Annotated in this window: 12 protein-coding genes and 1 pseudogene; 8 read left to right on the top strand and 5 right to left on the bottom strand. The window is 70.6% G+C overall.

Going from position 1 to position 15,457, the window contains the following annotated elements; genetic code table 11:
* Positions 1-89: 89 nt before the first annotated feature.
* Positions 90-2,672, bottom strand: coding sequence for an aminopeptidase N (gene pepN / locus IEZ19_RS27520; RefSeq protein ID WP_189313998.1), 2,583 nt, complete (start codon positions 2,670-2,672; stop codon positions 90-92).
* Between the two features lie 112 nt (positions 2,673-2,784).
* Here pepN and IEZ19_RS27525 point away from each other — a divergent pair, with 112 nt between their 5' ends.
* From IEZ19_RS27525 to IEZ19_RS27535, 3 genes are read left to right on the top strand one after another with little or no spacing between them, the layout of a single operon-like run.
* Entirely contained in the window at positions 2,785-3,309 is a 525-nt protein-coding gene (locus IEZ19_RS27525; protein WP_189313999.1) for a DUF1203 domain-containing protein, read from the top strand.
* A gap of 4 nt (positions 3,310-3,313) precedes the next feature.
* Entirely contained in the window at positions 3,314-3,544 is a 231-nt protein-coding gene (locus IEZ19_RS27530) for a ribbon-helix-helix domain-containing protein (RefSeq protein WP_189314000.1), read from the top strand.
* A complete protein-coding gene (locus IEZ19_RS27535) occupies positions 3,531-3,878 on the top strand; it encodes a type II toxin-antitoxin system PemK/MazF family toxin (protein WP_189314001.1) in 348 nt (115 codons plus the stop codon). Before IEZ19_RS27530 ends, IEZ19_RS27535 begins: the two co-directional genes overlap by 14 nt.
* 60 nt (positions 3,879-3,938) lie before the next feature.
* Here the strand turns inward: IEZ19_RS27535 and IEZ19_RS27540 are convergent, their stop codons facing one another.
* Entirely contained in the window at positions 3,939-4,955 is a 1,017-nt protein-coding gene (locus IEZ19_RS27540; RefSeq protein ID WP_189314002.1) for an aspartate-semialdehyde dehydrogenase, read from the bottom strand.
* A gap of 112 nt (positions 4,956-5,067) precedes the next feature.
* Positions 5,068-7,137, bottom strand: a complete 2,070-nt coding sequence (locus IEZ19_RS27545) for a TerD family protein (RefSeq protein ID WP_229840874.1) — start codon at positions 7,135-7,137, stop codon at positions 5,068-5,070.
* 150 nt (positions 7,138-7,287) lie between these two features.
* Between IEZ19_RS27545 and IEZ19_RS27550 the strand changes: the two genes are divergently transcribed.
* Both IEZ19_RS27550 and IEZ19_RS27555 read left to right on the top strand, forming a co-directional pair.
* Positions 7,288-7,827 carry an RNA polymerase sigma factor gene (locus IEZ19_RS27550; RefSeq protein ID WP_189314004.1) on the top strand — a complete coding sequence of 180 codons (540 nt, stop codon included), beginning with the start codon at positions 7,288-7,290 and terminating at the stop codon, positions 7,825-7,827.
* A 1-nt stretch (position 7,828) separates the two neighbouring features.
* Complete coding sequence (locus IEZ19_RS27555; protein WP_229840877.1) at positions 7,829-8,539, top strand: hypothetical protein; 711 nt, start codon at positions 7,829-7,831, stop codon at positions 8,537-8,539.
* A 60-nt stretch (positions 8,540-8,599) separates the two neighbouring features.
* On the opposite strand, the gene IEZ19_RS27560 is transcribed toward IEZ19_RS27555, so the two are convergent.
* On the bottom strand, positions 8,600-11,908 hold the full coding sequence (locus IEZ19_RS27560; RefSeq protein WP_189314005.1) for a S8 family serine peptidase: 3,309 nt from the start codon (positions 11,906-11,908) through the stop codon (positions 8,600-8,602).
* Positions 11,909-12,107: 199 nt separating this feature from the next.
* Positions 12,108-12,647: a CGNR zinc finger domain-containing protein gene (locus tag IEZ19_RS27565; protein WP_189314006.1), complete on the bottom strand. Its 540-nt coding sequence runs from the start codon at positions 12,645-12,647 to the stop codon at positions 12,108-12,110.
* Between the two features lie 109 nt (positions 12,648-12,756).
* Between IEZ19_RS27565 and IEZ19_RS27570 the strand changes: the two are divergent.
* The 3 genes and pseudogenes from IEZ19_RS27570 to IEZ19_RS27580 all read left to right on the top strand — a co-directional run.
* Positions 12,757-12,889, top strand: a pseudogene (locus IEZ19_RS27570) (VOC family protein); the annotation flags it as partial.
* Between the two features lie 85 nt (positions 12,890-12,974).
* Positions 12,975-13,463 carry an NUDIX hydrolase gene (locus IEZ19_RS27575; protein WP_229840880.1) on the top strand — a complete coding sequence of 163 codons (489 nt, stop codon included), beginning with the start codon at positions 12,975-12,977 and terminating at the stop codon, positions 13,461-13,463.
* Between the two features lie 201 nt (positions 13,464-13,664).
* A complete protein-coding gene (locus IEZ19_RS27580; RefSeq protein WP_189314008.1) occupies positions 13,665-15,446 on the top strand; it encodes a TIGR03767 family metallophosphoesterase in 1,782 nt (593 codons plus the stop codon).
* The last annotated feature ends 11 nt before the right edge of the window (positions 15,447-15,457 follow it).

Consider the following 15,457-nt stretch of genomic DNA (forward strand, 5'->3'; position numbering starts at 1 on the left):
GTGACCACACCCCGGCACCCCACCCACCTGGTGGGGTGCCGGGGTGTGACTGTGCCGGGGTGGGGGAGGGCGCCCTTCCGAGGTGGCCGTCAGGCCGCGGTGCCCGCGTTCGCGTCGGCTGCCTGGGCCTTCAGCGCTCGCTCGACGCCCGCGCGGGACTCCGAGACCAGACGGCGCAGTGCCGCGCCGGGCTCCGCCGCGGACAGCCACGTGTCCGTCTTCGTCAGGGTCTCCTCGGAGACCTGGAGCGTCGGGTAGAGGCCGACCGCGATCTGCTGGGCGATCTCGTGGGAGCGGGAGTCCCAGATGTCCTTGAGGACCTCGAAGTACGTGTCCGCGTACGGTGCCAGCAGCTCGCGCTGGTCCCTCTGGACGAAGCCGCCGATCACCGCCTCCTGCACGGCGTTCGGCAGCTTGTCGGACTCGATGACCGACGCCCACGCCTCGGCCTTGGCCTCCGGCGTCGGACGGGCCGCGCGGGCGGTGGCCGCGTGCCGCTCTCCGGCCGCGGTCCTGTCCCGCTCGTACTCGCCCGCGATCTCCGTCTCGTCGAACCGGCCGACCGCCGCCAGGCGCTCCACGAACGCCCAGCGCAGCTCCGTGTCGACGACCAGGCCCTCGACCGTGTGCGTGCCGTCGAGCAGGCCTTCCAGGAGGTCCAGCTGCTCCGGCGTACGAGCCGTCTGCGCGAACGCCCGTGCCCACGCCAGCTGGTGGTCGCTGCTCGGCTCGGCCGCGCGCAGGTGCGCCAGCGTGGCGTCCGTCCAGCGGGTCAGCAGGGCCTCGCGGGCGGTCGGGTCGGCGTACAGATCGATCGCCAGCTTCACCTGCCGCTGCAGCGACTGCACGACACCGATGTCGGTCTCCTTGGCGATGCCGGACAGCACCAGGGACAGATAGTCGCGGGTGGCGAGTTCGGCGTCACGCGTCATGTCCCAGGCCGACGCCCAGCACAGGGCGCGCGGCAGGGAGGACTCGAAGTCGCCCAGGTGCTCGGTCACGAACGCCAGCGACTGCTCGTCCAGGCGGACCTTGGCGTACGACAGGTCGTCGTCGTTGAGCAGGATCACGTCCGGACGGGCCTGGCCGGCCAGCTGCGGTACGGCCGTCAGCTCGCCGTCCACGTCCAGCTCGATCCGGCCGGTGCGCAGCAGCTTGCCGCTCTCGGTGTCCAGGCTGTACAGACCGACCGCGATGCGGTGCGGACGCAGAGTCGGCTCGCCCTTGGCGCCTGCGGGCAGGGCCGGGGCCTCCTGGTGGACCGCGAAGGAGGTGATGACGCCGTTCGCGCCCGTCTCGATCTCCGGGCGCAGGACGTTGATGCCCGCGGTCTCCAGCCATTTCCTCGACCAGGTCTTCAGGTCGCGGCCGGAGGTCTCCTCCAGGGCGCCCAGCAGGTCGGACAGGCGCGTGTTGCCGTACGCGTGGCGCTTGAAGTAGGCCTGCACACCCTTGAAGAACTCGTCCATGCCGACGTACGCGACGAGCTGCTTGAGGACGCTCGCGCCCTTGGCGTACGTGATGCCGTCGAAGTTGACGAGCACGTCGTCGAGGTCGTTGATCTCGGCCATGATCGGGTGCGTGGACGGCAGCTGGTCCTGCCGGTACGCCCACGTCTTCATGGAGTTGGCGAACGTGGTCCAGGAGTGCGGCCAGCGCGAGCCGGGCGCGTACGCCTGGCAGGCGATGGAGGTGTAGGTGGCGAACGACTCGTTCAGCCACAGGTCGTTCCACCACTCCATGGTGACGAGGTCGCCGAACCACATGTGGGCCAGCTCGTGCAGGATCGTCTCCGCGCGCACCTCGTACGACGCGTCGGTCACCTTGGACCGGAAGACGTACTGGTCGCGGATGGTCACCGCGCCCGCGTTCTCCATCGCGCCCGCGTTGAACTCCGGCACGAACAGCTGGTCGTACTTGCCGAACGGGTACTTGTAGTCGAACTTCTCCTGGAACCAGTCGAAGCCCTGCCGGGTCACCTCGAAGATCGCGTCCGAGTCGAGGAACTCGGCGAGCGAGGGCCGGCAGTAGATGCCGAGCGGCACGCTCTGCCCGTCCTTCTCGTACACGCTGTGGACGCTGTGGTACGGCCCGACGATCAGCGCGGTGATGTACGACGAGATCCGTGGCGTCGGCTCGAAGACCCAGACGTCGTCCTTGGGCTCGGGCGTCGGGGAGTTGGACACGACGGTCCAGCCCGTCGGCGCCTTCACGGTGAACTGGAAGGTCGCCTTCAGGTCCGGCTGCTCGAACGAGGCGAAGACCCGGCGGGCGTCCGGCACCTCGAACTGGGTGTAGAGATAGGCCTGCTCGTCCACCGGGTCGACGAAGCGGTGCAGACCCTCCCCGGTGTTGGTGTACGCGCAGTCGGCGACCACCCGCAGCGTGTTCGGGCCCTGGAGCAGGCCTGGCAGGGCGATCCGCGAGTCCGAGAAGACCTCGGCCGGGTCGAGCGGGTCGCCGTTCAGGGTCACCTCGTGGACCGTCGGGGCCACCAGGTCGATGAAGGACTCGGTGCCGGGTTCGGCGACGTCGAAGCGCACCGTGGTCACGGACCTGTAGGTTCCGCCCTCCTGCGCGCCGGAGAGGTCGAGATCGATCTCGTACGAGTCAACGGTCAGCAGCTTCGCGCGCTGCTGCGCCTCTTCGCGAGTCAGGTTTGTGCCAGGCACGCGGTCATCTCCTCGTTATGTGTGGGTTGCGCCATCCTTCCATGGGATCTCCGCGGAACGCGATGTCCGGATCCCGCCGGTGGGCGGGCGTGCGGGACGCGACGCTGGCCGTATGACGACGTACATCGCACGACCCATCACTCCGGAGATCCTCAAGGAGCTGCGCTCTGCTGACGACGCGGGCCGCGAGATGGTTCCCCTGGCGGACGAGGAGGGCGGCGCCCCGCTGCGCTGCTGCCTGCGCCGCAGCGAGCCGGGCGAACGCATCGCGCTCGTCTCGTACGCCCCGCTGCGCCGCTGGGCGGCTCAGACCGGCGCGGACCCGGGTGCCTACGACGAACAGGGCCCGGTTTTCATCCACGCGGCCGAGTGCCCGGGCCCCGACACCGACCGCTACCCCTTCGCCAACGCCCACCGGACGGTGCGGCGGTATTCGGCCGAGGGCCGCATCCTCGGCGGGCAGCTGGTCGGGACGCTCGACGACGAGGCCTTCCGCAACGCGTTCGACGACCCGTCCGTGGCACTCGTCCACGTCCGCGCCGTCGAGTACGGCTGCTTCCTCTACGAGGTACGCAGGGGTCAGCTGCCGCTCGGTAGTACGAATGGTAGCCATGACAGTCATACCCCACTACCTTGAGGGTATGAAGATCAGTGTGAGCCTGCCGCAGGAGGACGTCACCTTCGTCGACGAGTACGCCGCGCGTACGGATGCCGAGTCCCGGTCCGCCGTGATACACGCCGCCATCGAGCTGCTGCGCCAGGCACAGCTGGAACAGGAGTACGCGGAGGCCTTCGCCGAGTGGGACGGCAGCGAGGACGCCGCGTTCTGGGACCAGTTCTCCGGGGACGGGCTGACCGATGAAGCGCGGTGACATCTATCTCGTCGACTACGGGCCGTCGCGAGGCAGCGAGCCCAACAAGGCCCGCCCTGCGGTGATCGTCTCGAACGACGGCGCCAACGCGGCGGTGGAGCGGACGGGGCGAGGCGTTGTCACGCTGGTTCCCCTGACGACCAGCACGGCACGGGTCTACCCGTTCCAAGTGCTGCTTCCCGCAGGGGAAGCCGGTCTGCTCAAGGACTCCAAGGTGCAGTGCGAACATGTGCGTGCGCTTGCCCCGGAGCGGTTGCTGAGGCCGATCGGGTCGGTCCCCGCACAGCGTATGGCAGAGATCGACACGGCTCTGCGCAGGCATCTGGCGCTCTGAACTAGAGAAAGGGCGCCCACCGGTCACCGGTGGGCGCCCCACGCATACGTTCGCGCAGCGCTACGCGCGCAGCTCCGCCGCCACCAGCTCCGCGATCTGCACCGCGTTCAGGGCCGCGCCCTTGCGGAGGTTGTCGTTGGAGATGAACAGGGAGAGGCCGTTGTCGACGGTCTCGTCCGCGCGGATGCGGCCGACGTACGACGGGTCCTTGCCGGCCGCCTGGAGGGGGGTCGGGATGTCGGACAGCTCGACGCCCGGGGCGTCCTTCAACAGCTCGGTCGCGCGCTCCGGGGAGATCGGGCGCGCGAAGCGGGCGTTGACCTGGAGGGAGTGGCCGGAGAAGACCGGGACGCGGACACAGGTGCCGGAGACCTTCAGCCCGGGGATCTCCAGGATCTTGCGGGACTCGTTGCGGAGCTTCTGCTCCTCGTCGGTCTCGTTCAGGCCGTCGTCGACGAGGTTGCCGGCGAAGGGCAGCACGTTGAAGGCGATCGGGCGCTTGTAGACCTGCGGCTGAGGGAAGTCGACCGCCTCGCCGTCGTGGGTCAGCTTGTCGGCGTCGGCCACGACCTTCTGCGCCTGGCCGTGCAGCTCGGCGACACCGGCGAGGCCCGAGCCGGACACCGCCTGGTACGTGGCGACGACCAGCGCCTCCAGACCGGCCTCCGCGTGCAGCACCTTCAGGACCGGCATCGCGGCCATCGTGGTGCAGTTCGGGTTGGCGATGATGCCCTTGGGGCGGTCCGCGATGGCGTGCGGGTTCACCTCGGAGACCACCAGCGGGACGTCCGGGTCCTTGCGCCACGCCGAAGAGTTGTCGATCACGACGGCGCCCTGCGAGGCCACCTTCTCGGCCAGCGCCTTCGAGGTCGCGCCGCCCGCGGAGAACAGCACGATGTCGAGGCCGGTGTAGTCGGCCGTCGAGGCGTCCTCCACCGTCACGCCGTCCACGACCGTCCCCGCCGAGCGGGCCGAGGCGAACAGGCGCAGCTCGTCGGCCGGAAAGTTCCGTTCCGTGAGGATCTTGCGCATGACCGTGCCGACCTGACCGGTGGCTCCGACGATTCCGACCCTCACTGCGACTCCTTTGCATGGCTTGCGGGTGCCCCCAGCGTGGCCGGGGCCTTTCCATGATGCGTCTGACCCCGGCCGTCGTGTCCAATCCTTTGCCCGCAGGATGGGACGTGCGTCACGCTCGGTCGTGCAGCGCGATACTCCACTTGCCGGACGTCCTGATCTGGAGATATCCGCTCGGAACGCGCTGCAGACCGGAAGCCGTGCTGATCCGGCGCACCGGTTCCAGCCGTTCGTCCAGTTCCCAGAGCACCACGAGGTCCAGCATCCCGCGCGGTTCGTGCTTGATCATCACCTCGGCCTCGGGCCCGGTGTGACGTACGACTCCGTAGCCCTGGCCCTCCACACGCCTGTCGAGCACCGGTACGGAGGCCAGGTCCGCGGTCTCGATCCGCCAGCCGGTCTCCTCGCTCGCGGCGAAGACGTGGACGTAGCAGTACCCGGGCCGGGCGACCCACAGCGGGCCCACGGTCGGGCGGCGCCGCCCCACGCTGTCGGCCGAGATCCGCATCTCGCCGTCCGCCTGGAGGCTGCGGGTCTCCAGCGACTCCGAGTCGGACGTGGTGCGGCTCAGACCGAGCAGCGCGGGCGGACCGTCGTACCGGAACACCGTGCTGCCACGGCCCTCCGCGGCACCGGTGAGCGGTGGGACCTGTTCGATCGGCAGCAGGCGCAGGCTCCAGTCGCCCGGGTCCTCGAGGCGCAGCCGCACCTCGGGCTCGCCCTTGCGGAACAGCACGGTACGGCCGCGGCTGCCGTGCCGGCGGCCGTTCAGGAACTCCTCCTCGTCGTCGTACTCGTCCAGCGCCTGGACCCGGTAGGAGCCGAAGGAATCCGAGTCGGTGAAGGAGTACTCGAGGAGCGCCGGTCGTCCGGGGGCCGGATTGGCCAGGGTGATGGTCTTGTCGCCGCGGCCGGTCCAGGCACCGGCGGCCTGTGCGGCCGGTCCGTCGAGCACGGGCAGGGGACGGGCGGTGAGCTGCCAGTGGCCGTCGGCCTCCAGAAGGAGCACGAGGGGGCCGTCGGTGAGGGGCACGGTCTGGCGCAGCGGGTCGGTGTCGTTGATCAGCAGGTCGTACTCGTCGGGGCTGGTCACATACCGCGCCTCCAGGCTCTTCAGCCCGAAGTAGCCGCCGCCGTCCTCGTCGCCCGCGAAGTCGACGTCGAGGTCGGCCGCCGTGCCGAGCCAGGCGAGCACCTCCGGGCCGTACCCCTGGAGCGGGGCCGTGCCCACCCGGCGGGCCACCGACAGCGGCTGCACGATCACCGTCCAGTCGTGATCGGCCTCGACGCGCATCCGCAGCGGACGGTCCTCCGGCGGGAGGACGAGGGCGCGGCCGCGGAAGTCGCGCAGCGTGCTGTTGTAGAGGAGGTCGTCGTCCTTGTTGCGCCGGGTCAGGGTGTGCATCCCGAAGTACCCGTCGCCCTCGTGCCACGCCTCCACGATCACCGGCCCGGGCGGCAGGGGAGCGTCCACGGAGACGATGCCGTTGCCCCGGCCGCGCTGGGTGGACGGGTGGAACTCGGGTCCGAAGGAATGGGGGACGGCGTCCTGCATGGGTACGGCGTCCCGCGGGGCGGCGGTCGGGGAGACGGGCGGCGCGGGGGCGGGCGCGACGGGTGCGGGTGCCATGGGGGCCGGTGCCGGTGCCGGTGCCGGTTCGTCGACCGCGATCCCGAAGTCCGTCGCCAGGCCCGCGAGTCCGGACGCGTATCCCTGCCCGACCGCGCGGAACTTCCACATCCCGTTGCGCCGGTAGAACTCCCCGAGCACGAACGCCGTCTCGCTCGACGCGTCGGTCACCGCGTAGTGCGCCACCACCGCGCCGTCGGCGGTCAGCGCCTGCACATAGAGGCCGGGCACCTGCCCGAACACCCCGCCGTCGCAGGAGCCCGCCACCAGGACGCGCTGGACGGCGGGTTCGACGCGCGGCAGATCCACGTCCAGCCACTCGACGAGCTGCCCGTCGCCCTGGGCCGCACCCGTGTGCCGTACGGCTCCGGAGGGGTGCGCGGGCTGGTTGTAGAACACGAGGTCGGCGTCGCCGCGGACCTTGCCCGCGGCGTCGAGCAGCAGGGCCGAGGCGTCCACGACCGGCGCTCCGGGGATGTCCCGCCGGCCGACCGCGACCCTCAACGGCACTGCGGGGACAGGTGTGTTGGCTCCTTTGGTGATGTGCGTCATGGCGCACATGGTGACAGTGGAGACCGTGTGGAGTCGATGGGGTGATCAAGTGGAGATGCAGGGTCCGGGAGTCGGCCGGAAAATCCCCGGGCCCGGGCCGAACGTTTCGGCCCGGGCCTGCGTCATAGGGGAAACGCGGCGAGGGGAGAGGTGTCTGTGCTGCGCAGAAAGGCCCGCCGTGGCCAAGAGGCGGACCACGGCGGCGACGATCCGCTCGACGAGGCCCAGGAACGCCGGGTGCGGGCGGTGCTCGCGCTCGGTGGTGTGCCGCAGGCGGACCTGCCGGACGGGGTGCAGCAGGTCCGCCTGCGGCTGCTGGAACGGGCCGCGAAGGGGGAGGAGGCGCCGCGCGACGTGTCGGCGTGGGCGGCGGTCGTCGCGTCCCGGCTGGCCATGGACTGGCACCGGGCCAGGCGCCGCCAGGAACGGCTCGGCGAGCGGCTGGCCTCGATGCGGCAGACCGAGCACGCCTCGGGCGAGGACACCAGCCTGCTCTCCCTCGCCGTCGCCCGGGGCCTGGACGACCTGCCCGACGCCCAGCGCCAGGTGCTCGTCCTCCGCTTCTACGCCGACCTGCCGGTGCGCGGGATAGCCGAGGAGCTGGGCATCCCCGAGGGCACGGTCAAGAGCCGGCTGCACACGGCGGTACGGGCCCTGCGCGCCCGCCTGCACGAGGACGAGGTGGTGTGACGTGACCGCCGAGAACGAGACGTACGACGGCTCCGACGCGCTCATGGCCGCGATCACCGGTGAACCGGTGCCGGAAGAGGTGCGCGCGGACGCCGGGTTCGCCGCCCGCTACCGGGCCGCCGAGTCCGAAGTGGCGCTGCTGCGCGAGCAGTTGGGAATCATCGGGGATGCGCTGGCCCGGCCCGACGCCGCTCCCGCCGTCGAGCCGGAGACCGCGCCCACCCGCACCTCCCCGCCCCGGCCCCGTCGTACCTGGCTGCCTTTCGCCTTCGGCGCGCTCGCCGTCGCCGTCGCCGGGTTCCTGTTCGTCGGGATGGGCTGGCTGGTGGTGCAGAGCTCGGACGACAGCAAGGGGGCGTCGGCGGACAGCGGTTCCGCCAAGGTGCAGGACCGAGGGGCGTACGGCGCCTGCTCCCGGCTCGTCCTCGAGGGCGACGTGACCCGCGTCGAACCGGTCCCCGGCACCGGGCGGGAGCGGGTCACCCTGCACGTGACCCGCTACTACAAGCCGGAGAGCGGCAGGTCGCAGGTCACCGTCCTGACCGACAGGAGCGTGGCACCGCGCCCCGGCAAGGGCGACCACGTGCTGGTCGCCCTGCCGCGGCAGGGCAGCACACCCGACCTGTGGGTCACGGGAGAGCGGGACATCGCCGGGCAACGGGCCGCCGCCGAACGCGCGGCGCAGGAGCCATCGGCCACCTCCTGCCCGTGACGGACACGCGAAAGGGGCGGGCGCCCGCAACGGACGCCCGCCCCACCGCCGTACGAACCACTACGGCGTGACGTTCTCGATCTTCACGTTGCCGACGCCCGCGACCGTGCCGCGCGCGTTGACCAGCTGGACCCGACCGAAGAACTCCCGCCCTGCGGGAGCCCCCGCGGCCGCCGTGACCTCACCGGTCACCGTGGCGGAGGCGCCGGTGGCGAGCTTGACCGGCGTGGCCCCGTCGACCGTGACGGTGCCGAGCGCGGACGAGAAGAACACGTCCCGGTAGTCGTAGTCGGTGGAGCCCGCCGGGACCGAGTAGCCGTAGACCTCGATGGTGTACGTGCCGGCGGCCGGGTTCGGGATGGACACCGCCTCCTCCGAGTCGCCGTCCGCGGACTGCGCGACCGGGTTGCCGTCGGCGTCGTAGACCGTCAGGTCGAGGTCGGCCGCCGTGTCGGTGACGTTGCCGATGGCGACGTCGAGCGACGTGGCCCCCGCGGGCACGGTGACCGTGGTGACCTGGGACTCGCCCTCCTTGATGGCCGGTCGGTCCGTCTTGGAGGAGCCGAGCGGGCCGCCGACCAGCTTGCCGTCGATCGCCGCGAAGGTGTTCGTCACCTTCCAGGAGGCGGTGGCCGGCACGCCGACCTCGGCCTCGGGCACGGTCGCGGTCTCCGGGTCGAAGGCCGCGCCGAGGACGGTGACGTCCAGCTTGTACGGGTTGTCGAGCAGCGGCGAGGTACGGCGCGCCTCGACCTCGATCTCCCAGACGCCGGGCTGCGGGTCGGCGTACGCGCGCACGTCCGGCCTGCAGCCGTTGCCGTCGAGGTAGTTGTTGTAGCAGTACGGCGTGGAGGTGTTGTCGACCGGAACGCCGTACGGGTGGATGGCGATGAACCGCGTCTGGCTCGCGCCCTTCAGCCCGCCGATCGCGACCTCGAGAGACTTGGCGCCCTCGGGGACGGTCACGAAGTACGACTTGAAGCTGTTGCGCTGCACCGAACTCGCCGCCGAGTAGGTGAAGTTCACCGGCGTGGAGACCACGACCGTGGTGAGGATCTGCTTGTCGATGCCCTCCGTGCTCGGGTCGTCGACCTCGAGGATCGCGCTCTTGATGCCCGCCGAGCGCGGAGCCGCCTGGACCTCGACGGTCACCGGCTGGTTCAGCGGCAGCCGCACCACGTCGTCGCCGAGGATGCGGAACGTGCCGTCGGCGTTGTTCGCCAGGGAGAGCTCGTGCCGGACCGGACGGTCAGGGCCCGAGGTGCGGGTGATCGTGACGTCGTACGTCTTCTTCTGCCCGGCCTTCAGACCGCCCTCGCGGTCGTACAGGCCCGTGCCGAAGCCCGGCGTCTTCAGCGCGAAGTCGATCGCGGTGTCGACCGGCGCCTTCACGGTGTAGTCGTGCGCGGTCGCGTCGTCCTTGACGGCCTTCCACGCGTCGACGATGTTGATGCGGCCCGCACCCTCCTCGTACGCCTGCACGTCCTTGATGTGGTCGGCGGTCGAGACGAGGGCCGTGCGCAGCTTCGCCGGGGTGAGGTCGATGCCCTGCTGCTGGGCGGCGCTCAGCAGCAGTGCGCTCGCCCCCGCCGCTTGCGGTGAGGCCATCGAGGTGCCCTGGAGCATCGAGTAGCCGGCCGGCAGCGAGTAGCCCGCCTCGGCGACCGGGCCACCGGGCAGCCAGGTCTGCGTGGAGTTGATCGCGGCGCCGGGCGCGACGAGCGTCGGCGTGAAGCCGCCGTCCTCACGCGGACCGCGCGAGGAGAAGGGCAGCAGCTGGTACTTGGTCGTCACCGCCGAGCCGTAGTTGGCCGCCCAGGTCTCCTTGGAGATGCCCGCGCCTACCGAGATGACCTTGTCTGCCAGACCGGGGTCGCCGATGGTGTTGGCGCCGGGGCCGGAGTTGCCCGCGGAGATCACCAGCTGGACGCCGTAGGTGTCGATCAGCCGCGTGTACAGCACGGCACGCGCGTTGTTGCCGTCGTTGAGCGCGGGCAGGCCGCCGATCGACATGTTGACGATGTCCACGCCGCGGTTGGCGACGAGGTCGATCATGCCCTCGGTGAGCGCGACGTTGGTGCAGCCGCCGGTCCAGGTGCAGGCACGCGAGGAGACGATCTTCGCGCCCGGGGCCGCGCCGTTCATCTTCCCGCCGAACAGGCCGTTGGCGGAGGTGATGCCGGCGACGTGGGTGCCGTGCTCGGACTCGATGACGCCGATGTTGACGAAGTCCGCCTTCTTGCCGACCCAGGTCCCGCCGTACGGGTCCATCGGCACGTCCTTGCGGATCTGCACGACGAACGGCTGCCGCTCGACGACTTCGGTCGCCGGGTTGTCGGTGCCGAAGTAGCCGACCTGGAAACCGTCCTTGTACGGCTTCATCGGCGTGTCGTCGGAGAAGTCGAAGTTGTTGTTCAGGTCGACACGGACGGTGCCGGCCGCCGGGTCGTACAGAAGTCCCCACACGTCGGTGGTGTCGCCGTCCCGGTTCGCGTCGCCCGCCGCGTCACCGCCCGCGGTGTACGACTCGCGGAACAGGCTCACCTGGTACGAGCCCGCGGGCGCCGTCCACGTCCGGCCGCTGTAGGCGAAGCTGGGCCCGGAGACGGGGGTCACCTGGGGACGCCAGGTCGCGTCACCGTCCACGATCGGGTCGGTCGCCGTCACCCAGTCGACGATCTTCCGCTCGCCGGTGGTGGTCTTCTGCAGCGCCGGGTGGCCGAGGTCCACGCCCGCGTCGAGGATGCCGATGGTGACGCCGCGGCCGTCCGCCTTCGGGTGCTGCTTGACGAAGTCGACGGCGCCCGTCTCGAAGGACGGGTTGTACGGGTTCTCGGCGGGGGTGTTCTTGTTCGGCGCCGGGTAAGTGGTCGCCGTCCCGCCGGACTTGGCGCCCTTGGCGGTGTCCGCGCTCGGCGTCGGGTCGTCGAGCTTGATCTCCTGGCGCAGGTCGATGGCGTGCACCGAGGACAGCTTCGCGGCGGCGGCGATGGCCGCGTCGGCCTTGCCCGTCGGGACGGTGGCACGGACATAGCCGAGCTTGTCGTACGTGCGGCCCACGGAGCCGCCCTTGACCCCGTCCAGCTCCTCGGTGACCTGCTCGGTCTGCCCCGGCGCGGTCGCGATCATCATCGTGACGTTCTTGTCGCCGGCGCTCTTGGCCTCGGCGAGCAGGTCGGCGTCGTCCGAACCGAGCTTGTCGTGGGCCGACTTGACGCCGGGGTCGGCCGCGACGGGGGTGCTGGGCCCGGCGACGGCCATGGGTATCGGCCCGACCGCGGACAGGGCGGCCACCAGGCCGGCGGCCACAGCGATCCGGGCCACGCGTCTCGCGCTCGGTATCGGATCGCTCTTGGAAGTGAGGGTCATCGGCATCCCTTGGGTGTAAAGGAACGTTGATCACGGCAGTCCGGATGTCGGTGCCGGACGATCGCTCAGCTTTACCCAAGGGGCAGATGTTTGGGGAGAGTTGACCGTGGCGTGATGGAACCATGGCGTACTTCCGCCATACGCCACGGGGGACTTAGACGTCCAAAGGGTGATCTTTCACTCCGCATTCGCGGATGTTTCAGGCGCGTGAACGCGCATAGTGGCGGGACGCCTTCGCGCGGTTGCCGCAGCCCGCCATCGAGCACCAGCGCCGGGTGCCGTTGCGTGAGGTGTCGAAGAAGTGCAGGACACATGTGTCGCTCGCGCAGCTGCGGATCCGGTCCGGGGCGGTGGTGAGCAACTCCAGATAGTTGCGCGTGGCGAGCCACGCCGGCCCCCAGGAGGGGTCGCCGAACTCGGGCCGCTCGACCGGTCCCTGGGCGGTGAGTCCCAACTGGATCCGCCCGCGCGCGAGTACGGCGTCGACGGCCTCGGCACCCTCCTCGGGTGATCCGTCCACCGCGGCCCGCAGCGCGTCCCGCGCCTGGCGCAGATGCCGCAGTGTCTTCTCGTCCGCCTCGTACGTGCCGTCCAGCCGGTTGCCCGCGAGCCACACCGCGAGCCCGTCGGTGTCGGTGAGGAGGTCCCGAAGTTCCCCGCCCTGCTTCCAGCGTGTGTTGAGCAGGTCGAGGGCCAGGGGCTCGCCGGTGAGCGGGCGGGGGTCGGGGGCGCCGGTCATGGGGACTCCTTGCTAGCTAACCACTCAAGGGTACGTGACCGGTTGACATGCCGAACATCTAACCTATAAATAGGGTGAGAGAGGTTATGAGTTTTCCGAAGGGACCGTCATGACCCTGCGCACCGGCCACACCGGCCTGAACGTCACCGATCTCGCCCGCTCGCTCGCCTTCTACCAGGACGTCCTGGGCTTCGTGCTGCTAGTGCTGTGACCGGCGGTACGCGTTCCTCGGCGACGGTGACGGCGACGCCCCCGGCGCTGCCCCTGCGCTGGTCGGCACCCGAGTACTCGCCTGCCGATCCGGTCCCGCCGGGTTAACGTCCCTGTGTGCGCTCCAATTTGAGGGTGGCGGCCTACGCCGTGTGCGTCCGCGACGGACAGCTTCTGCTCGCCCGTTCCCCCGCCCCCGACGGCACCCCCGAGTGGGTCCTGCCCGGCGGCGGCATGGAGCACGGCGAGGACCCGTACGACACCGTCCGCCGTGAAGTCGCGGAGGAGACCGGCTATCGGATCGAGGTGACCGGTCTCCTCGGCGTGGACTCCCTGCGTCGGACGCTGCCGCGCCGCTTCGGCCGCACCGTCGACCATCACGCCGTACGGCTCGTCTACGAGGCCCGTGTGACCGGCGGTGAACTCCGCCACGAGGTCGGCGGCTCCACGGACCTGGCCGCCTGGCAGGACCTGACCGACGTGCCCGGGCTGACCCGGGTCGCGCTCATCGACACGGCCCTGCGGCTGTGGCGCGAACGCCCGGTGACCGGACGCTTCCCGAACCCCGGAACCCCTCCCCTGCCCCCGCAGATGAACGCGGAGTGACCGCCCCCGGGCCACCCGAAATCCGGTCCATGACCGCGGCCCGTACACCGTGATCCACGTACGGTGATCGGCGCTGTGCGTTGCCGCCTCGTTCACGCGCAGGTCACCCCCGCTGCCAACGATCCAGAGTGAGCGGGATGTTCGCGACAGCGATCGTCCCGCGACCACTGCCGACGCGATCGCACTCGGGGAGACCGCGCCATGTCGCGCATACGCTCTGTCGCCACCTCCGCGCTGGGGGTAAACCGCCGTACCGTCCTCGCCGCCGCCGGGGCGGTGTCGGTCTCCGCGGGCGTCGGCTACGCCCTGCGGCCCACCGACAGCGAGGCCGCCACCCCCGCACCCACCACCTCCGAGGCGCCCGCCGCCAACTCCTCCCCTCAGTCCCGGCTTCGCTCGACCGGGGCTCCGGCCGCTCCGCTCGCCCCCTACACCAAGGGCACGACGCTCGCCTCCGTCTCCGCACCGCAGGGCAGCTCCGGCTACCGCCGCCTGGCCGACGGCCCCGGCTGGAAGCGTGTCGTGCGCGGTGACCTGGCCGCCGCCAAGTCCGGCCGGGAGAACCGCCGTTCGCCCATCGCCGCGTTCGTGCAGTTCACCGACCTGCACCTGATGGACGTCCAGCACCCGCTGCGCCTGGAGTTCCTGCGCTCCACCGACCCGCACGCCTGGCGCCCGCAGGAGGCGCTCACCGTGCACGGTGCCGTCTCGCTCGTCGAGCGGGTCAACGCGCTGCGGGGTGCCCCCGTCACCGGCGCCCCGCTGCACTTCGTCATGACCACCGGCGACAACACCGACAACAACGCCCACTCCGAGCTGGAGTGGTACATGAAGATCATGAGCGGCGGCCGCATCACGCCCAACTCCGGTGACGCGCGGCACTACGAGGGCGTGCAGAACAGCGGCCTCAAGCTGTTCTGGCAGCCCGACTCGACCACGCGCGACGGCGACAAGGCGCTCGGATTCCCGCATCTGAACGGCTATTTGGCCGCCGCGATCCGCGAGGTCCGCAGCCCCGGCCTCAACCTGCCCTGGTACTCCACCGTCGGCAACCACGACGCCCTGCCGCTCGGCTGCTACGGCCACGGCGACTCCTGGCTCGCCGAGTTCGCCATGGGCGGCAAGAAGCTGATGAACCTCTCCGCGTCCGAGGCGAAGAAGCTCCAGGACGCCATCAAGAACGCCACCGACCCCAAGGGCGTGGGCTTCCGGGACCTGCTCAAGGCGCACGCCCGCGACATGCGGTCCGTCACGCCCGACGAGAGGCGTGCCCCCTACACCGCCGCCGACTACCTCAAGGCCCACCTCGACCCGGCCTACCAGGGCGTCGGCCCGGCCGGCCACGGCTACTCGACGGCCAACCTGGACGCCGGCACCCAGTACTACGCCTTCCGCATCTCCGACGACGTGATCGGCATCAGCCTGGACACCACCGACGCGGGCGGCCACTACGAGGGCTCCATCGGCACCGCCCAGCTGAAGTGGCTCGAGAAGACGCTGCGGGACAACAAGGACTCGTACGCGATCGTCTTCAGCCACCACACCAGCAAGACGATGACCAACACCCGCCCGGACCCGGCCCGCCCCGGCGAGCGGCGCCACAACGGCTCCGAGGTGGTGTCCGTGCTGGGCGCCCACGCCAACGTGCTGGCCTGGGTGAACGGCCACATCCACCGCAACGACATCACCCCGCACAGCGCCTCCGACGGCCGCTCCTTCTGGGAGATCTCCACCGCCTCCCACGTCGACTACCCGCAGCTGGCCCGGGTGATCGAGGTGGTGGACAACAAGGACGGCACGATCTCGCTGTTCACGACGCTGATCGAGGCGGCCGCCCCGCACCGCACGGACTTCGCGGACCTCTCCCAGACGGGCCTCGCGGCCCTGTACCGCGAGCTGTCCTTCAACGCTCCGGGGGCCAGCGACAAGCTGGCGGGGCACGCGGCGGACCGCAACACGGAGCTGGTGCTGAAGAAGGGCTGAAAAACGTCCCG

This window comes from Streptomyces brasiliensis, assembly GCF_014647875.1.
GTDB classification, from domain to species: Bacteria; Actinomycetota; Actinomycetes; order Streptomycetales; family Streptomycetaceae; genus Streptomyces; species Streptomyces brasiliensis.